The organism is Nonomuraea sp. NPDC052634 (genome assembly GCF_040678535.1).
In the GTDB taxonomy this organism is placed as follows: Bacteria; Actinomycetota; Actinomycetes; order Streptosporangiales; family Streptosporangiaceae; genus Nonomuraea; species Nonomuraea fastidiosa.
Map to the genome: position 1 here is coordinate 50,817 of NZ_JBFATY010000015.1, position 14,979 is coordinate 65,795.

Below are 14,979 nucleotides of genomic sequence, written 5' to 3' on the forward strand. Positions count from 1 at the left end.
GACCGGCCGGACCCTGGATCTGCGAGGTCCTTAAACCTGCGAGACCCGTGGAGCTGCGAGGTCCTTGGACCGTGAGACCCGTGGAGCTGCGAGGTCCTTAGACCCGCGAGACCCCTGTTCCCGCGAGACCCCTGTTCCCGCGAGACCTCTGGAGCTGCGAGGACCCTGAACCGGAGAGACCCCTGGACGTGCGAGGACCCGGACTCGCGAGGGTCCTGAGCGGAAGAGAAGCCTGCGCTGCTCAGCAGCGTGGCTCTTCAACCAGGCGATGACCAGGCGATGAACAGGGAGGGCGATGACCAGGCGGTGAACAGGGCGATGACCCGGCGGTGAACAGGGAGGGCGATGACCAGGCGATAACCGGGGGATTTCCACAGGTCCAGCCTCCCCGTGTCCTCCCGGGTCCACAGAACCGTGCTCGGCACGATCCCGCCCTCGCCCAGCACCGGATCCTGGCCTCCCACCCCCGTTCAGCCTGGGAGGCACCCATGACCAAGAACTCCGTCTTCCTCTGGTTCGCCCTCCGCCCCGCCCTGCTCATCGCGTTCGTCGCAGCTCTCCTCACAGCCATGACCACCCCCGCCGAAGCCGCTCGCAAGAAGAAGGCCATGACGAAGGGACAGATCGCCGCCGCAGCCGCCCTGACCCAACTAGGCGTCGCCTTCTCCTGGGGCGGCGGCTCGCCCAAAGGCCCCACGTTCGGCATAGGCAGAGGCGCGAGAACCAGAGGCTTCGACTGCAGCGGCCTGACCCTCTACGCCTGGTCCAGAGCCGGCGTGCGGCTGAGTCACTACACGGGAGCCCAGTTCCGCCAAGGCCGCCGCATCCCGCTCTCGGCCCGCCGTACCGGCGACCTGCTCTTCTTCGGCGGCGGCACCGGCGCGCCCACCCACGTCGCTCTCTACCTAGGCAGCGGCATCATGATCCACGCCCCCAAGACCGGCGACGTGGTCAGGAAGACAAGCTTCCTCAACATTCCCTACTACCGATCTTCGTTCCGAGGCGCCGTCCGTCCAGGCTGAGAACTCAACCAGCTCGGCCGTACCCGCAAGCGTCGCGACTACGCAGCGTCCGCGCCGCAGTCCTCCGGCACTCGTACCACGCTCCGAGCTCCGACGTCCGACCTCCGATGTGCAACCGGGTGGGGCGTGCGCGGACGCTGGGCGTGCGAAACCGAGGCGTGGCGTGCGCGGACGCCGGTCGTCCGCACCGCACCCCCGCCCTGCGGGCTCAGCGTTGGCGTGCTCCGAGATCCGGTTGGCCGTCCCGATGCCGGCGTGGACCGCAGTCCAGTTCCGGTGTGTTCAGCGTTGGCGTGCTCCGATATCCGGTTGGCCGTCCCGATGCCGGCGTGGACCGCAGCCCCGCCTCGGTGCGTTCAGCGTTGTCGTGCCCCGGGACTCGCGGTAGGCCCGACGTGCGCGTGGACCGCAGTCCCGTTCCGGTGTGTTCAGTGTTTGCGTGCTCCGGGGTCCGGTCGGTGGGCCGCGATGTCCGCGTACATCGCGGCCCTGCCTCGGCGCGTCCAACGTTTCCGTGCCCCGGAATCCGGTCGGCGGGCCTGACGCCTGCGTACATCGGACCCCCGCTCCGCGAATTGACGCGCTCCTCGTGTGCTTTCACGTTCGCGAGCACTTGGGTGTGGGCCAGGTTCCGGGGCCCGGTCACCCTTGCTGCAGGTCCAGGCATGTGGGGCGGGCGCCGGTGGTCACAGTACGCCGAGTTCGAGTGCAGACCTCCGACGTTCAGGTTCCATCTCACCCGGCCAGGACTGCGTGCACGCTGATGCCGCACCGAGCGTGATTCAAGTCCCGGTTCGGGGGAGCGTAGGCCTGCCTGGCGCCGTGTGCGCGTCTCCAGCCGGCCTCGCGGGAGAATCGCGTCTCCAGCTGGCTTCGCGGGAAAGTCGCGTCTCCAGCCGGCCTCGCGGAAGCGTCGCGCCTTCAGCCGGACGGGCGTGTGTGATCGCTCTGTGAGGTGGTGGTCTGTGGGCGGCCGGGCCTCTCGGGAGAGTCGCGCCTTCAGCTGGCCTCCTGGCGGAGCCGCGCCTTCAGCCGGCCTGCTTGGGGGTGCATGCCTGCACCAGATCGCTCACCAGAGAGGACAGCAGCTCCTGGTCTTCCTTGCGGGACGGCTCGTACTCCATCAGTCCCAGCCCGACCACCTTGAACCGCTCGCCCACGGCGCGCACCAGTGACAGTAGCTCTTCGGGTCGCAGTCCGTCGGGCGCGGGCGATCCCACGCTGGCGAAAATCTCCGGGTCCAGCACGTCGAAGTCGATGTGTACGTACACGACGGTGTCGTCGTCCGATGCCGCCGCTGCCGCGTGGGAGGCGCTCGTTGCGATGCTCGCGTCCGTGCCCGAGGTTGCGATGCTCGCGTCCGTGCCCGAGGTTGCGATGCTCGCGTCCGTGCGCGAGGTCGACGCGCGTTCCTTACGGCGGGATTCGATCGCTTCGATCAGGGCCTCCGCGTCCGCGCCTGGCGGCAGGAGCGGCACGCCCGCGCCCTCGATGAACTCCTTCTCCCCGGCGTCCAGATCGCGTACTCCGGCCAGGACGATCTGCCGCGACGTCAGCGGCTCGCCGGCCACCAGGCCGGTGGGGCCGTCACCGGTGAGGGCACGCAGGACCATGCCGTGGTAGGCGCCGGAGGGCGAGGTGGCGGGTGTGTTCAGGTCGCCGTGGGCGTCGAACCAGAGCACGACCAGCCGGTCCCCGTACCGTCTCCGCGCCGCCGCGATCGGCTGCAGCTCGACACCGCAGTCCCCGCCCGTGGTGACCACGAAGCCGTCGGACGTTTGCTCAAGGGCGGTGCGCACCCGTGACGCTGTGATGACGAGGTCGTCCTCGACCGCGACCCGTACCCGACGCTCGGCGCCCACCATGTCGGCGAGCAGCCGCGCCCCTTCCTTCAGGCGTTCGGCGGTGCGCGAGCCCGATCCCCGCCACTGCGGCACCTCGATCACTGTCACCATGTCGTTCACCACCTTCATCGGGAAGAACGCCGTAAGGAGGGCGGGGCGGACCCACATTGCGTAATTCGCTCGGGGCTCGCCTTCTCCGCAAAAGTCGTCCGATGTGTTCACGCATTGTCATCACGGAGGTTCGGGGCATTTGGTGACCAACTTGACTCTCCGTGGTGAGGAGTCGGCAGACCTTGGCGTCATATTTCGAGAACCGCATGTCAGGGCTCCGCGCCCCGATAACATCGAGTGTCCTTGACCCCGGCAAGTAGTGAGAGTGGCAGAAGATCGATGAGTTCGGTGACCGTACGTGTGCCCGCGAAGGTCAACGTGCAGCTTTCTGTCGGCCCGCTCAGGGAAGATGGCTACCACGACCTGGTCAACGTCTTCCACGCCGTGTCGATCTTCGATGAGGTGGTGGCGAAGGAGGCCGAGGGGATCACCGTTCAGGTGAACGGGAAGTGGTCCGACCAGGTGCCGATCGACGACAGCAACCTCGCCATCCGGGCCGCTCGCGCTCTCGCCAAGCACGCCGGACGGAGCTACGGCGCCGAGCTGATCATCCACAAGAACATCCCGGTCGCGGGCGGCATGGCGGGCGGCAGCGCCGACGCGGCCGGCGCGCTCGTGGCCTGCAACGAGCTGTGGGGTCTGGGGCTGCCCATGGACGACCTCATGGAGATCGCCGGCGACCTGGGCAGCGACGTTCCGTTCTCGCTCATCGGCGGTACGGCGGTCGGCACCGGGCGCGGCGAGCAGCTGAGCGAGCTGCCCACCGGGGGCACCTTCCACTGGGTGTTCGCCCTGGCCAACGGCGGTCTGTCGACGGCCAAGGTGTACGCCGAGTGCGACCGCCTCCGAGCGGAGTCCAACGCCGAGGTGCCGTGGCCGACGCTCAACGACTCCCTGATGGAGGCGCTCGGCACCGGCGACGCGTACGCACTCGGCGCCCACCTCAGCAACGACCTCCAGCCCGCCGCACTCAACCTCCGCCCCGAGCTCGGCCCGACCCTCGACTCCGGCCGCCAGCACGGCGCACTCGGGGCGATCGTCTCCGGGTCGGGGCCGACCTGCGCGTTCCTCGCCATCGACGCCACCCACGCCCGCGACCTGGCCGAGAGCCTCACCGCCACGGGCGCCGCCCACACGGCCGTCGCCGCCCACGGCCCGGTCCAGGGCGCCACCGTGATCTGAGTCTGCGGCTTCCGGGAAGCCGGGCGTGCTCGGAGGCGAAGGTCGGTTTCAAGGGGGGCCGGTCTTGAACCCGGTCGCGGGCGCTTGGGGTTCGTTCCGGGGGCTGGTCTCAGGGGCTAGCGTCGATCTTCGGGTGTGCTGAGGTTCGGTTCCAAGGGCCGCGTGCTCTCGGTCTTCGGGCGTTCAGCGTGGTCGAAGGGGCATCCGGGAGCGATCTTGGTGCAGCCGCCCGGGGCGCGCTCCTCGCGCGATCGCCCCGGAGCCGGGAACTCCGATGAGCTCTCGTGGGGCGATCTTGATCGGCTGGTGAGGCGGGCTTGGTCGCACGTCCATGCGCGGCCTGCGCGGGTCTCTGGGCGGGTTCTCCAAGCAGGGTTCTCGGCGGCTCTCGAGCGCCTTATCGGCGGTGGCAGCGCGGGCGGGCGGGACGTGGGGAGCCGATACCCTGGGAAGGCCATGAATCTGGTCAATCTCGAGTCGGTCTCCCACGCCTACGGCCCCAAGCCGCTCCTCACCGACGTCTCCCTCGGTGTCGAGGAAGGCGACCGCATCGGTGTCGTCGGGCGTAACGGAGGCGGCAAGACGACGCTGCTGTCCGTGCTATCGGGCACGCTACGCCCCGACAGCGGCCGCGTCACCCACAGCCGCGGCCTGCGAGTGGGGTTCCTGACGCAGCAGGACGCCCTCGATCCCACGCTCACCGTGCGCGAGACGGTGCTCGGCGGGCTGGCGGAGCACGAGTGGGCGGGCGACCAGCGCGTACGTGAGATCCTCGCCAACCTGATCGGCGACCTCGACCTCGACGCCAAGGCGGGCGACCTGTCGGGCGGTGAGCGCAGGCGTACGGCGCTGGCCAAGCTGCTCATCGACGACCACGACCTGATCATGCTCGACGAGCCCACCAACCACCTCGACATCGAGGCCATCGCGTGGCTGGCCGGGCACCTGGCCGGCCGCAAGAGCGCGCTGGTGGTCGTCACGCACGACCGGTGGTTCCTCGACGCGGTCTCGACCCGTACGTGGGAGGTCGTGGACGGCCGGGTGGAGCGCTACGAGGGCGGCTACGCGGCGTACGTCCTGGCGAAGGCCGAGCGGGCCCGCATCGCCCAGGCCGCCGAGGAGCGCCGTCAGAACCTCATGCGCAAGGAGATCGCCTGGCTGCGGCGCGGCCCGCCCGCCCGTACGTCCAAGCCGAAGTTCCGCGTCGAGGCCGCCCAGGCGCTGATCGCGAACGAGCCGCCGCCCCGCGAGACCGTCGAGCTGATGCGCTTCGCCGCGGCCAGGCTCGGCAAGACGGTGTACGACCTCGAAGACGTCACCCTCCACGCCGGCGGCCCCGGCACGGGTCCGCTGGTGCTCGACCGCCTCACCTGGCAGTTCGGCCCCGGCGACCGCATCGGGCTGATCGGGGTGAACGGGTCGGGCAAGTCGTCGGTGCTGCGCCTGCTCGCCGACACGATCAAGCCCGACTCCGGCCGGGTGATCAGGGGCAAGACCGTACGCCTCGCGCATCTGTCGCAGGAGCTGGGCGAGCTCGACCCCACGCGGCGGGTGCTGGAGTCGGTGGAGGAGATCCGCAAGTACCTCAAGGTCGGCAAGCGCGAGTGGACCGCCTCCCAGCTGCTCGAACGCCTCGGCTTCCGCGGCGAGGCGCAGTGGAAGGTGGTCGGCGACCTGTCCGGTGGCGAGCGGCGGCGGCTGCAGTTGCTGCGGCTGCTCATGGACGACCCCAACGTGCTGCTGCTCGACGAGCCCACCAACGACCTCGACATCGAGACGCTCAACGAGCTCGAAGACCTGCTGGACGGCTGGCCGGGCACGCTGATCCTGGTGAGCCACGACCGCTACTTCCTCGAGCGGGTCACCGACAAGTGCGTGGCGCTGCTGGGCGACGGCAAGCTGTCGCTGCTGCCCGGCGGGGTGGACGAATATCTCGAACGCCGCGCCGCCGGCACGGCCGTGACCGCCCGCCTCGGCGTGGGCGCCGCGCCTGCCGCGTCCGAGCCTGCCGCCGCCGCGCAGCCGAGCGCGTCCAGCGCGCCGAGCACGCCCAGCGGGTTGTCGGCCAAGGAGGAGCGCGAGCTTCGCAAGGAGCTCAACCGCCTGGAACGTCAGCTCGACAAGCTGAGCGACCAGGAGGCCAGGCTGCACGCGGCCATGGCGGAGGCGGCCAGCGACTACGCCAAGCTGGGCGAACTCGACGCTCAGCTCCGCGAGATCACGGCCCAGAAGGACGCGATCGAGGCCGAGTGGCTCGAAGTCGCCGACCGCCTGGGCGAGTGACCGGCTCGCCAGGTGGGCCCGCTGGGACCGCCTGGAGGCTGCGAACGGCCCCGATCCCGCATCGGATCGGGGCCGTTCTCGTTTCCGCGGGAGGTGTGGGCCGGCGGGGCTCGTCGGTCGCCCTGCGAAGGGCGAAAGGGATCGCGGTGGTGTTCGTCGGTCGCCTTCGCGTGTGGTGTGGGGATCGTCGGTCGGGAACTGGGCGGTCGTCCCCGCGAAGGGCGTAGGGGGGTCGTTCGGGGCTCGTCGGGCGCCCTCACGAAAGGCATGGGGGATCGCCTGCGGGGCTTGTCGGCCGTACCCGCGAAGGCCGGGAGTGGATCGAAGGCGTGCGTGGTGGGTCAGAGAGGGGAGTCGAAGGGGGTGAGGAGGGTGCGGAGGAGGTCGGCGAGGGTGCGCTGATCGGCGGGGCCGAGGCTGGACAGCAGCTCCCGCTCCCTCCGCAAAAGGTCGGCGAATGCGGCGTCCACCCGCGCCAGCCCCGTCTCGGTGAGGGAGACGAGCACGCCACGCCGGTCTTCGGGGTCGGGCCGCCGGCGGACGAGCCCGGCCTGGGCGAGGCGGTCGATGCGGTTGGTCATGGTGCCCGAGGTCACGAGCGTGGCTCTGAGCAGGGCACCGGGACTGAGCTCGTAGGGCTTTCCGGCCCGGCGCAGCGCCGTCAGCACGTCGAACTCCCACGGCTCCAGATCGTGCTCGGCGAACGCCGCGCGCCGCGCACGGTCGAGATGCTTGGCCAGTCGTGACACCCTAGAGAGCACCTGGAGCGGCTCAACGTCGAGATCGGGGCGCTCCGTCCGCCAAGCCGCGACGAGGCGATCGACCTCGTCCCTAGCATCTTCCGTCATGACACACAAGTGTACTGTCTTGACATCGAGATATCCCTCTCGATATCAATTATCTTCATGTCGAGAGATATCTGGGACCCTGTGACGTACGCCGTCTACGCGGACGAGCGGTCGCGGCCGTTCATCGAGCTCATCTCAAGGGTGGGGGCGGTAGAGCCCGATTATGTCGTGGACATGGGCTGCGGCAGCGGTGAACTCACCGTCGAGCTGGCCAATCGCTGGCCCAATGCGACGATCGAGGGCTTCGACTCCTCCCCGGCCATGATCGGCAAGGCCAGGAAGCTGGAGTCGAAGGTCAGGTTCCAGGTCGCCGACGCCGCCACCTGGCGCCCTGACAGGCCCGTCGACGTGATCATTTCGAACGCGCTGCTGCAGTGGGTGCCCGACCACCACTCCGTGCTGGAGCACTGGATGGAGGAGCTGGCCCCGGGCGGCTGGCTGGCCTTCCAGGTGCCGGGCAACTTCGACGCGCCCAGCCACGTGGCCATCCGCGAGCTGTGCAACTCCCGCGCCTGGTCCGACAAGCTCGGCGGCTACACACGGGGCACGCCGGTGAGCGAGCCCCTGGAGTACGTCGACCTGCTCAACCAGGGCGGCTCGCAGGTTGACGCCTGGGAGACCACGTACGTGCACATCCTCCAAGGAGAGAACCCGGTGCTCGAGTGGGTCTCCGGCACGGCGCTGCGCCCGATCTTCGACCGGCTCGACCAGGACGACCAGCGGCGGTTCAAGAACGACCTGGGCAAGCTGCTCGCCGAGGCGTACCCGGCGAGGAGCTACGGGACGCCCTTCCCGTTCCGGCGCATTTTCGTCGTGGTCCAGAAGTAGCAGCCCATCTTCTGAGGTGCCGCTTCGGGTGGCATCATGGTCCGAATCAGGACTCTTGCGAGGTGCAGTGGGCATCGAGATCGAGGACAAGTTCGACGTCCCGGCGGACTATGAGCTCCCGGACCTCAGCAGCCTGGCCGAGGTGACCGGGCCGAGGAGTTTCCGGCTCGTGGCCCTGTACTACGACACCCCCGATCTGCGCCTGGCCGCGCGCGGCGTGACGCTCAGAAGGCGGCGCGGCGGTGACGACGCCGGCTGGCACCTCAAGCTGCCCAAGGCCAAGGGAGTACGCCAGGAGATCACCCACCCGCTCACCCGCAGCACCAAGATCGTCCCCGCCGAGCTGGCCGAGCTCGTCCGCGCCTACACCCGCGGCGCCGAGCTGGTGGCCGTGGCCGAGCTGGAGACCCGCAGGAGCGTCACCGTGCTGCGCGAGGACGGCACCGATCTGGTGGAGATCGCCGACGACCGGGTCAAGGGCACCGTGTTCGGCGATGAGCCGAGGGTGGTGCGCTGGCGCGAGGTGGAGGCCGAGCTGCTCGAAGGCGGCACCCAGAAGCTGCTGAAGAAGGTCGGCAAGCGGCTGCGCGCGGCCGGAGCCGTACCGTCGCAGGCAGGCAACAAGCTGGCCAAACTGCTTGAGCCCGCGCCGCCGGCCATCGCCGCCACGAAGCCGGGCAGCGCGGGCGAGGTGGTGATGGCCTACCTGGCCGAGCAGGTGCAGGCCCTGCTGGCGCAGGATCCGAGGGTGCGCCGCGCCGAGGAGGACGCCGTGCACCAGATGCGGGTGGCCGCCCGCAGGCTGCGCAGCGCGCTCAAGGCGTTCAAGACCGTCGTGACCGGCACGCGTGGGGTGCAGGAGGAGCTGCGCCGGCTGGGCAACGTCCTCGGCGAGGCCCGCGACCTGGAGGTGATCAGGGCCAGGTTCACCAACGCGCTCAAGGGCCTGGAGCCCGAGCTGATCGTCGGCGACGTCGAGACCCGGCTCGGCGCCGACCTGCTGGAACGCGAGCGGCAGGCGTACGAGCGGATCAAGGAGGAGCTCAGCGGCGAGCGCTACTACCGCCTCCTCGACGCCCTGGACGCCCTGCTCGCCGCCCCGGAGCTGGGCAAGGCGGCGGCCAAGCCCGCCCAGGAGAAGCTGCGCGACCTCGCCAGGGCCGGTTGGGAGCGGGTGACCACCGCGTACGAGCGCGCGCAGGCCATCGGCGACCCCGAACGCCGCGAGATCGCCATGCACGACGTGCGCAAGGCGGCCAAGCGCGCCCGCTACACCGCAGAGGCGCTCCGGCCGATCCTCGGCGACGACATGGGCACGCTGGCCGGGCTGGCGGAGGACATCCAGGAGGTGCTGGGCGCCTACCAGGACGGCGTGGTCGCGCAGGAGCTGCTGGCCAGGGAGGCGGCGAGCGCCCGCGATGCGGGCCAGGACACCTTCACGTACGGCCTGCTCATCGGCCTCGAACGCGGCACCGCCGAACGCGCGCACGCCGACTTCCCCAAGGTGTGGAAGAAGACCTGCAAGGCGGCCGAGGCCGTCCTGTAACGGCGGGCCGGAGGCCCGGCTCCTCGCCGGGCGCCCACTGTCACGTCGTGTGCTGCTCCACGGCGACGACCCGCCCGTCCGCCCGGTGCAGCACGGCGAAGCCGCCCTTGCGCAGCCGTACGTCCTCCCCGGTCAGCGCCTGGATGAGGCCGGGCAGCACCTTGCGGTGGCTGCACACGGCGGCGGGCCAGGACAGCGAGGACACCAGGGCCGGCGTCTTGCGCGGGTCCTGGCCCTCCTCGCTGAGCAGCGGATCGACCCCGATCCCGAGCCCGGAGATCCGCGCGTACGGCTCCAGCGTCTGCACGCAGCGGGCGCTCGGCGACGACAGCAGCCGGCCGGGCCGCCAGGCGGGCAGGACGGCGGAGAGCACCCCCGCCTGGGCGAGGCCGCGCCGGTCGAGCGGCCGGGTGGCGTCGTCGCCCTCCCACTCGTCCCGGGAGCCGGCCGAGCCGTGGCGTACGAGGACGAGCGGCGTGGTGTCGAGCGGCGCGGCGGAAAGGGCCTCGATCAGCGGCGTGTCCCAGGTGTACGACAGCAGCCGCCCGGCCTCGTCGAGCGGCACCCAGCGCAGCTCGCCGACCTCGTCGTCCGGAGCGAACCCGGCGTCGTGGACCGCCCGCGCCACCCAGTAGTCGACCCGCTTGCGCCGCCCTCCGATGGGGTACCAGACGGGCGGCAGCGGCCGGCCGAGCGTGACGGTCAGCCCGGTCTCCTCGCGCACCTCGCGTACGGCGGCGGCGACGACGTGCTCGCCCGGCTCCAGCTTGCCTTTGGGGAACGTCCAGTCGTTGTAGCGGGGACGGTAGACGACGGCCACCTCGGTGTCGCTTCCCGAGCCGCGCAGGATGACGGCGCCGGCCGCCCGGATGGGCTCGTCAGTTGTCAACGGTCCTCCAGCGGCGGGTGCTGATCAGATGGCTCTGCAGGTCATCGCCCGGGTGGCGGGTCCAGGTGCCGTCGGAGTTGAGCCACCAGGTGCTGGTGGAGTCGTCCATGGCCCGGTCCATCAGCTCGATGAGGTACGCCTTGTGCTTCTGCGCGGTCACCTTGACCAGGGCCTCGACGCGGCGGTCCAGGTTGCGGCGCATGAGGTCGGCGCTGCCGATCCACACCTCGGGGCGGCGGCCGAGTCCGAACTCGTAGACGCGCGAGTGCTCAAGGAACCTCCCCAAAACCGAGCGTACCCGGATATTTTCCGACAGGTCAGGGATGCCGGGGCGCAGGGTGCAGACGCCGCGTACCCACAGGTCCACCTGCACGCCGGCCCTGGACGCCCGGTAGAGCGCGTCGATGATCGGCTCGTCCACCAGCGAGTTGGTCTTGATCCTGATCCGCGCGGGGCGGCCGGCCCGCTGGTGGGCGATCTCCCGCTCGATCCGCGCCACCAGGCCGCTGCGCATGGAGTGCGGCGCGACGAGCAGCCGCCGGTAGGCCGAGTGGTGCGAGTAGCCGGTCAGGTGGATGAACAGGTCCGTGACGTCCTCGCCGACCAGCGGGTCCGCGGTGAGCAGGCCGAAGTCCTCGTACTGGCGGGCGGTCTTGGGGTTGTAGTTGCCGGTGCCGATGTGGCAGTAGCGGCGCAGCTCGCCCGATGCCTCCTGGCGTACGACGAGGGCCAGCTTGCAGTGGGTCTTCAGGCCGACCACGCCGTAGACGACGTGGCAGCCGGCGCGTTCGAGCTTGCGCGCCCAGGAGATGTTGGCGTGCTCGTCGAAGCGGGCCTTGATCTCGACGACCACCACGACCTGCTTGCCCGCCTCGGCGGCGTCGATGAGGGCGTTGACGATGGGGGAGTCGCCGCTGGTGCGGTAGAGGGTCTGCTTGATCGCGAGCACTCTGGGGTCGGCGGCGGCGTCCTCGATGAAGCGCTGCACGCTGGTGCTGAAGGAGTCGTACGGGTGGTGCAGCAGCACGTCGCGCTCGCGCAGCACCGAGAAGATGTCGTCCTCGGCGTTGATCACCTCGGCCGGCACGAACGGGCGGTAGCTCAGCTCGCCGCGGTCGAGGTCGGCGATCGCGTGCAGGCCCGACAGATCGAGCGGGCCGGGCAGCCGGTAGATCTCGTGCGGGTCCAGCTCCAGCTCCTCGATGAGCGGGGCCAGCACCTCCGGCGTGATGCTCTCCTCGACCTCCAGCCGCACGGGCGGCCCGAACCGCCGCTTGAGCAGCTCCTTCTCCAGGGCCTGCATGAGGTTCTCGGTGACGTCCTCGTCGACGTCGAGATCCTCGTTCCTGGTGACGCGGAAGACGTGGTGCTGGAGGATCTCCATGCCGCGGAAGAGCTGCCCGAGATGGGCGGCGATGACGTCTTCCAGGGGTACGAAACGGTCTTTGGACGCCTGGACGAACCTGGGCAGCTGCGAGGGCACCTTGACGCGGGCGAACACGGTGTGGCCCGTCGCGGGATTGCGTACCAGGACGGCGAGGTTGAGGCTCAGCCCGGAGATGTAGGGGAACGGGTGCGCGGGGTCCACGGCCAGCGGCGTGAGCACGGGCCTGATGCGCTCCTTGAACAGCTTGCGCAGCTCGGTGCGCTCTTCGCGGCTCAGGTCGTCCCAGCGCACGATCTCGATGCCCTCGCCGGCGAGCTGGGGGCTGATCTGCTTGTGGAAGGCGGCCGCGTGCCGCCTGGCCAGCTCGTCGGCCACCGTGGCGATCCTGACCAGCTCTTCCTGCGGCTTCAGGCCGCTTTTCGTGCGCAGCAGCAGCCCGGTCGCCATCCGCCGCTTCAGCCCGGCCACCCGGACGCGGAAGAACTCGTCGAGGTTGCTGGCGAAGATCGCCAGGAAGCGTACGCGTTCGAGCAGGGGCAGGGAGGGGTCCTCGGCCAGCTCCAGCACCCGCTCGTTGAACTGGAGCCAGCTTTCCTCGCGGTTGAGGAACCGCTCCTGCGGGAGGGGCAGGTCGGAGGCGGATGGGAACGGTTCCGCAGACATATGGCGTATGGTGCCCCGTTCGGTTGAACAGCACGTTAACGTCGCCGCAACGGCTCACCCCAGAGGGTCGGCCCTGCTCAACCCCATCGTCACCCCGCGGGACCGTGCCGTTCAAGGGTCACTCAGGATGATCTACCTGCTCAAGGCGGGCGGCGCGCTCCGCCAGGCGCGCCTCCCGCTGGCGGAGCTTCTCCTCCCGTTCACGGGCCTTCTCCGCCTCCTTCAGCAACCGTTCACGCTCTTTCAGCTCGCGTATGCGGGCCTTCTCGGCCTCCTTCAGCTCACGCTGGCGGGCCTTCTCCGCCTCCTTGAGCTCCTTCTCGCGGGCCTTCTCCAGCTCGCGCAGCTCCTTCTCGCTGACCGTGCGCGGCTTGGCCGAGGCGACGCGGTCGCGCAGCGAGACCGTCAGCGACGGGTTGGGGTCGAGCGCGGTCAGGCCGTTCCAGGCCAGGTTGACCAGGTGGGCCGCGACCTCCTCGCGGCTCGGCTTGCGCACGTCGAGCCACCACTGCCCGGTCAGCGCCACCATGCCGACCAGCATCTGGGCGTACATGGGGGCGAGCTTGGGGTCGTAGCCCCTGGCCGCGAACTCGTCGGCCAGCACGTCCTCCACCTGGCTCGCGATCTCGCTGATCAGGCTGGCGAACGTGCCGGTGCCCGACGCGGCGTGGGAGTCGCGGACCAGGATGCGGAAGCCCTCGCTGCTCTCCTCGATGTAGCGGAGCAGGGCCAGCGCGGCCCGCTCCAGCTTCACCAGGGAGTGCGCGGCGGACAGCGCCTCGGTGATCATGCCGAGCAGCTTCTGCATCTCGCGGTCGACGACGACCGCGTACAGCCCTTCCTTGCCGCCGAAATGCTCGTACACCACCGGCTTCGACACCTGTGCGGTAGCTGCGATCTCTTCGATAGAGGTCCCGTCGAACCCCTTTTCCGCGAAGAGCGTGCGGCTGATGCGGATCAGCTGCTCTCTGCGCTCGGCACCGGACATACGCCTGCGGGATCGGGGTTCGGTCACGGTTTCCATAATGACGGCCGTTGCGGGGCCGCCGCTCACCGGCTGATCGTCAGGCAATGCGCTTCGCCGCCAGACGCTCCGGCGTCGGCCAGCGGACGTCGTACACCCAGCCCAGCTTCTCGAAGATCCGGATGAGGCCGGCGCTCAGGTCGATCTGGCCCTTGAGCGCGCCGTGGCGGGCGCAGGTCGGGTCGCTGTGGTGCAGGTTGTGCCAGGACTCGCCGAAGGACGGGATGGCCAGCCACCAGACGTTGCGCGACTTGTCGCGGACCTGGAAGTCCTCCTCGCCGAAGACGTGGCAGATCGAGTTGATGGACCAGGTGACGTGGTGCAGCAGCCCGATGCGGACGAGCGAGCCCCAGAAGAACGCGGTCAGCGCGCCCTGCCAGGACCAGGTGATCAGCAGGCCGAGCACGGCGGGCAGCAGGATCGAGGTGAGCGCGAGCGCGGGGAACCACTTGTGCAGCTTCTGCACGTCCTCGTCCTTGCACAGGTCGGGTGCGTACTTCTCCCTGTTGGTGCGCTCGCTTTCGAACAGCCAGCCCATGTGGGCGTAGAGCAGGCCCTTGGTCATGTTCTTGAAGCCGGGGCCGAAGCGCCACGGCGAGTGCGGGTCGCCCTCCTTGTCGGAGAACTTGTGGTGCTTGCGGTGGGTGGCCACCCAGTCGAGCACCGACATCTCCAGGGAGAGGCTGCCGGCGATGCCCATGGCGATCTTCAGCGGCCGCTTGGCCTTGAACGAGCCGTGCGTGAAGTAGCGGTGCAGGCCGACGGTGACGCCGAGCCCGGAGACCACATAGAAGACGAAGGCGATGGCGATGTCCGTCCAGCCGAGTCCCCATCCCCATGCGAACGGTACGGCCGCGGCGATCGCCACGAGAGGCAGGGTGACCACGAGCCCGAAGGTGATGAGCTCGGATCGGGACTTCGGTTCCGGTTCGAAGTCCGGCTTGGGGGCAGGGGTGGAACGCTCGGCGACAACGGTCATTGGCAGTCCTCCGCGAGGTATGTAAGTGAATGTCCTGGCTACGCAACCGTAACCTACGCCAGCGTAGGTTAGAAAGAGTCGAGCCCGGAATGTCGAGAACGTGACGGCGAGACCGCCGAGCAGCGTGGGAATCGTGTCTTGCGCGGTTTGCGGAGGTTCTGTTATGGGGCCACGCGGGTGCAGGCGGGGATGAGCGGCAATAGGGGCGCGCGACGGCGCGTGGGGTCGGTATCGTAGGGAGTGCCGGACATCACGTGTCCGATCTGTCCCGGATCGTCTAATCGGCAGGACAAGTGGTTTTGGTCCACTTTGTAGGGGTTCGAGTCCTCTTCCGGGAGCCTTAACGTGCTCCCCCCGGCGGAAAGTTCGGGGG

The 14,979-nt window shown here is 69.6% G+C and carries 11 protein-coding genes and 1 tRNA gene; 6 read left to right on the forward strand and 6 right to left on the reverse strand.

The genetic code is table 11. From position 1 onward, the window contains the following. The first annotated feature begins 488 nt into the window (after positions 1-488). Positions 489-1,022, forward strand: a complete 534-nt coding sequence (locus AB0K67_RS37320; protein WP_364069583.1) for an NlpC/P60 family protein — start codon at positions 489-491, stop codon at positions 1,020-1,022. Between the two features lie 1,028 nt (positions 1,023-2,050). Here AB0K67_RS37320 and AB0K67_RS37325 read toward each other — a convergent pair. Further along, a complete protein-coding gene (locus AB0K67_RS37325; protein WP_364069585.1) occupies positions 2,051-2,977 on the reverse strand; it encodes an arginase family protein in 927 nt (308 codons plus the stop codon). Between the two features lie 279 nt (positions 2,978-3,256). Between AB0K67_RS37325 and AB0K67_RS37330 the strand changes: the two genes are divergently transcribed. Next, the gene (locus AB0K67_RS37330) at positions 3,257-4,159 is read left to right on the forward strand and encodes a 4-(cytidine 5'-diphospho)-2-C-methyl-D-erythritol kinase (protein WP_364069587.1); all 903 of its coding nucleotides are present in this window, start codon (positions 3,257-3,259) and stop codon (positions 4,157-4,159) included. A gap of 456 nt (positions 4,160-4,615) precedes the next feature. Then, a complete protein-coding gene (locus AB0K67_RS37335; RefSeq protein ID WP_364069589.1) occupies positions 4,616-6,442 on the forward strand; it encodes an ABC-F family ATP-binding cassette domain-containing protein in 1,827 nt (608 codons plus the stop codon). Between the two features lie 341 nt (positions 6,443-6,783). Here AB0K67_RS37335 and AB0K67_RS37340 read toward each other — a convergent pair whose 3' ends face one another. Then, positions 6,784-7,290, reverse strand: coding sequence for a MarR family transcriptional regulator (locus tag AB0K67_RS37340; protein ID WP_364069591.1), 507 nt, complete (start codon positions 7,288-7,290; stop codon positions 6,784-6,786). Between the two features lie 57 nt (positions 7,291-7,347). Between AB0K67_RS37340 and AB0K67_RS37345 the strand changes: the two genes are divergently transcribed. Further along, complete coding sequence (locus tag AB0K67_RS37345) at positions 7,348-8,118, forward strand: trans-aconitate 2-methyltransferase (protein WP_364069593.1); 771 nt, start codon at positions 7,348-7,350, stop codon at positions 8,116-8,118. Between the two features lie 67 nt (positions 8,119-8,185). Then, the gene (locus AB0K67_RS37350) at positions 8,186-9,664 is read left to right on the forward strand and encodes a CYTH and CHAD domain-containing protein (protein ID WP_364069595.1); all 1,479 of its coding nucleotides are present in this window, start codon (positions 8,186-8,188) and stop codon (positions 9,662-9,664) included. 40 nt (positions 9,665-9,704) lie between these two features. On the opposite strand, the gene AB0K67_RS37355 is transcribed toward AB0K67_RS37350, so the two are convergent. The 4 genes from AB0K67_RS37355 to AB0K67_RS37370 form a co-directional block, all read right to left on the reverse strand. Beyond that, positions 9,705-10,553 (reverse strand): NUDIX domain-containing protein, encoded by an 849-nt coding sequence (locus AB0K67_RS37355; protein ID WP_364069597.1) that lies wholly within the window; start codon positions 10,551-10,553, stop codon positions 9,705-9,707. Continuing rightward, positions 10,543-12,603 (reverse strand): RNA degradosome polyphosphate kinase, encoded by a 2,061-nt coding sequence (locus AB0K67_RS37360; protein ID WP_364069599.1) that lies wholly within the window; start codon positions 12,601-12,603, stop codon positions 10,543-10,545. Before AB0K67_RS37360 ends, AB0K67_RS37355 begins: the two co-directional genes overlap by 11 nt. A 118-nt stretch (positions 12,604-12,721) precedes the next feature. Beyond that, the gene (locus tag AB0K67_RS37365) at positions 12,722-13,591 is read right to left on the reverse strand and encodes a TetR/AcrR family transcriptional regulator (protein ID WP_364069720.1); all 870 of its coding nucleotides are present in this window, start codon (positions 13,589-13,591) and stop codon (positions 12,722-12,724) included. Between the two features lie 76 nt (positions 13,592-13,667). After that, positions 13,668-14,606 (reverse strand): acyl-CoA desaturase, encoded by a 939-nt coding sequence (locus AB0K67_RS37370; RefSeq protein WP_364069601.1) that lies wholly within the window; start codon positions 14,604-14,606, stop codon positions 13,668-13,670. Between the two features lie 266 nt (positions 14,607-14,872). Between AB0K67_RS37370 and AB0K67_RS37375 the strand changes: the two genes are divergently transcribed. Further along, a tRNA-Gln gene (locus tag AB0K67_RS37375) sits at positions 14,873-14,944 on the forward strand. Positions 14,945-14,979: the final 35 nt, after the last annotated feature.

Bases quoted from the DNA above. Each gene is read 5' to 3' on its own strand.
- AB0K67_RS37330 (WP_364069587.1), top strand. From the start codon at position 3,257: ATGAGTTCGGTGACCGTACGTGTGCCCGCGAAGGTCAACGTGCAGCTT.
- AB0K67_RS37365 (WP_364069720.1), bottom strand. From the start codon at position 13,591: ATGTCCGGTGCCGAGCGCAGAGAGCAGCTGATCCGCATCAGCCGCACG.
- AB0K67_RS37340 (WP_364069591.1), bottom strand. From the start codon at position 7,290: ATGACGGAAGATGCTAGGGACGAGGTCGATCGCCTCGTCGCGGCTTGG.
- AB0K67_RS37320 (WP_364069583.1), top strand. From the start codon at position 489: ATGACCAAGAACTCCGTCTTCCTCTGGTTCGCCCTCCGCCCCGCCCTG.
- AB0K67_RS37360 (WP_364069599.1), bottom strand. From the start codon at position 12,603: ATGTCTGCGGAACCGTTCCCATCCGCCTCCGACCTGCCCCTCCCGCAG.
- AB0K67_RS37335 (WP_364069589.1), top strand. From the start codon at position 4,616: ATGAATCTGGTCAATCTCGAGTCGGTCTCCCACGCCTACGGCCCCAAG.
- AB0K67_RS37345 (WP_364069593.1), top strand. From the start codon at position 7,348: ATGTCGAGAGATATCTGGGACCCTGTGACGTACGCCGTCTACGCGGAC.
- AB0K67_RS37370 (WP_364069601.1), bottom strand. From the start codon at position 14,606: ATGACCGTTGTCGCCGAGCGTTCCACCCCTGCCCCCAAGCCGGACTTC.
- AB0K67_RS37325 (WP_364069585.1), bottom strand. From the start codon at position 2,977: ATGGTGACAGTGATCGAGGTGCCGCAGTGGCGGGGATCGGGCTCGCGC.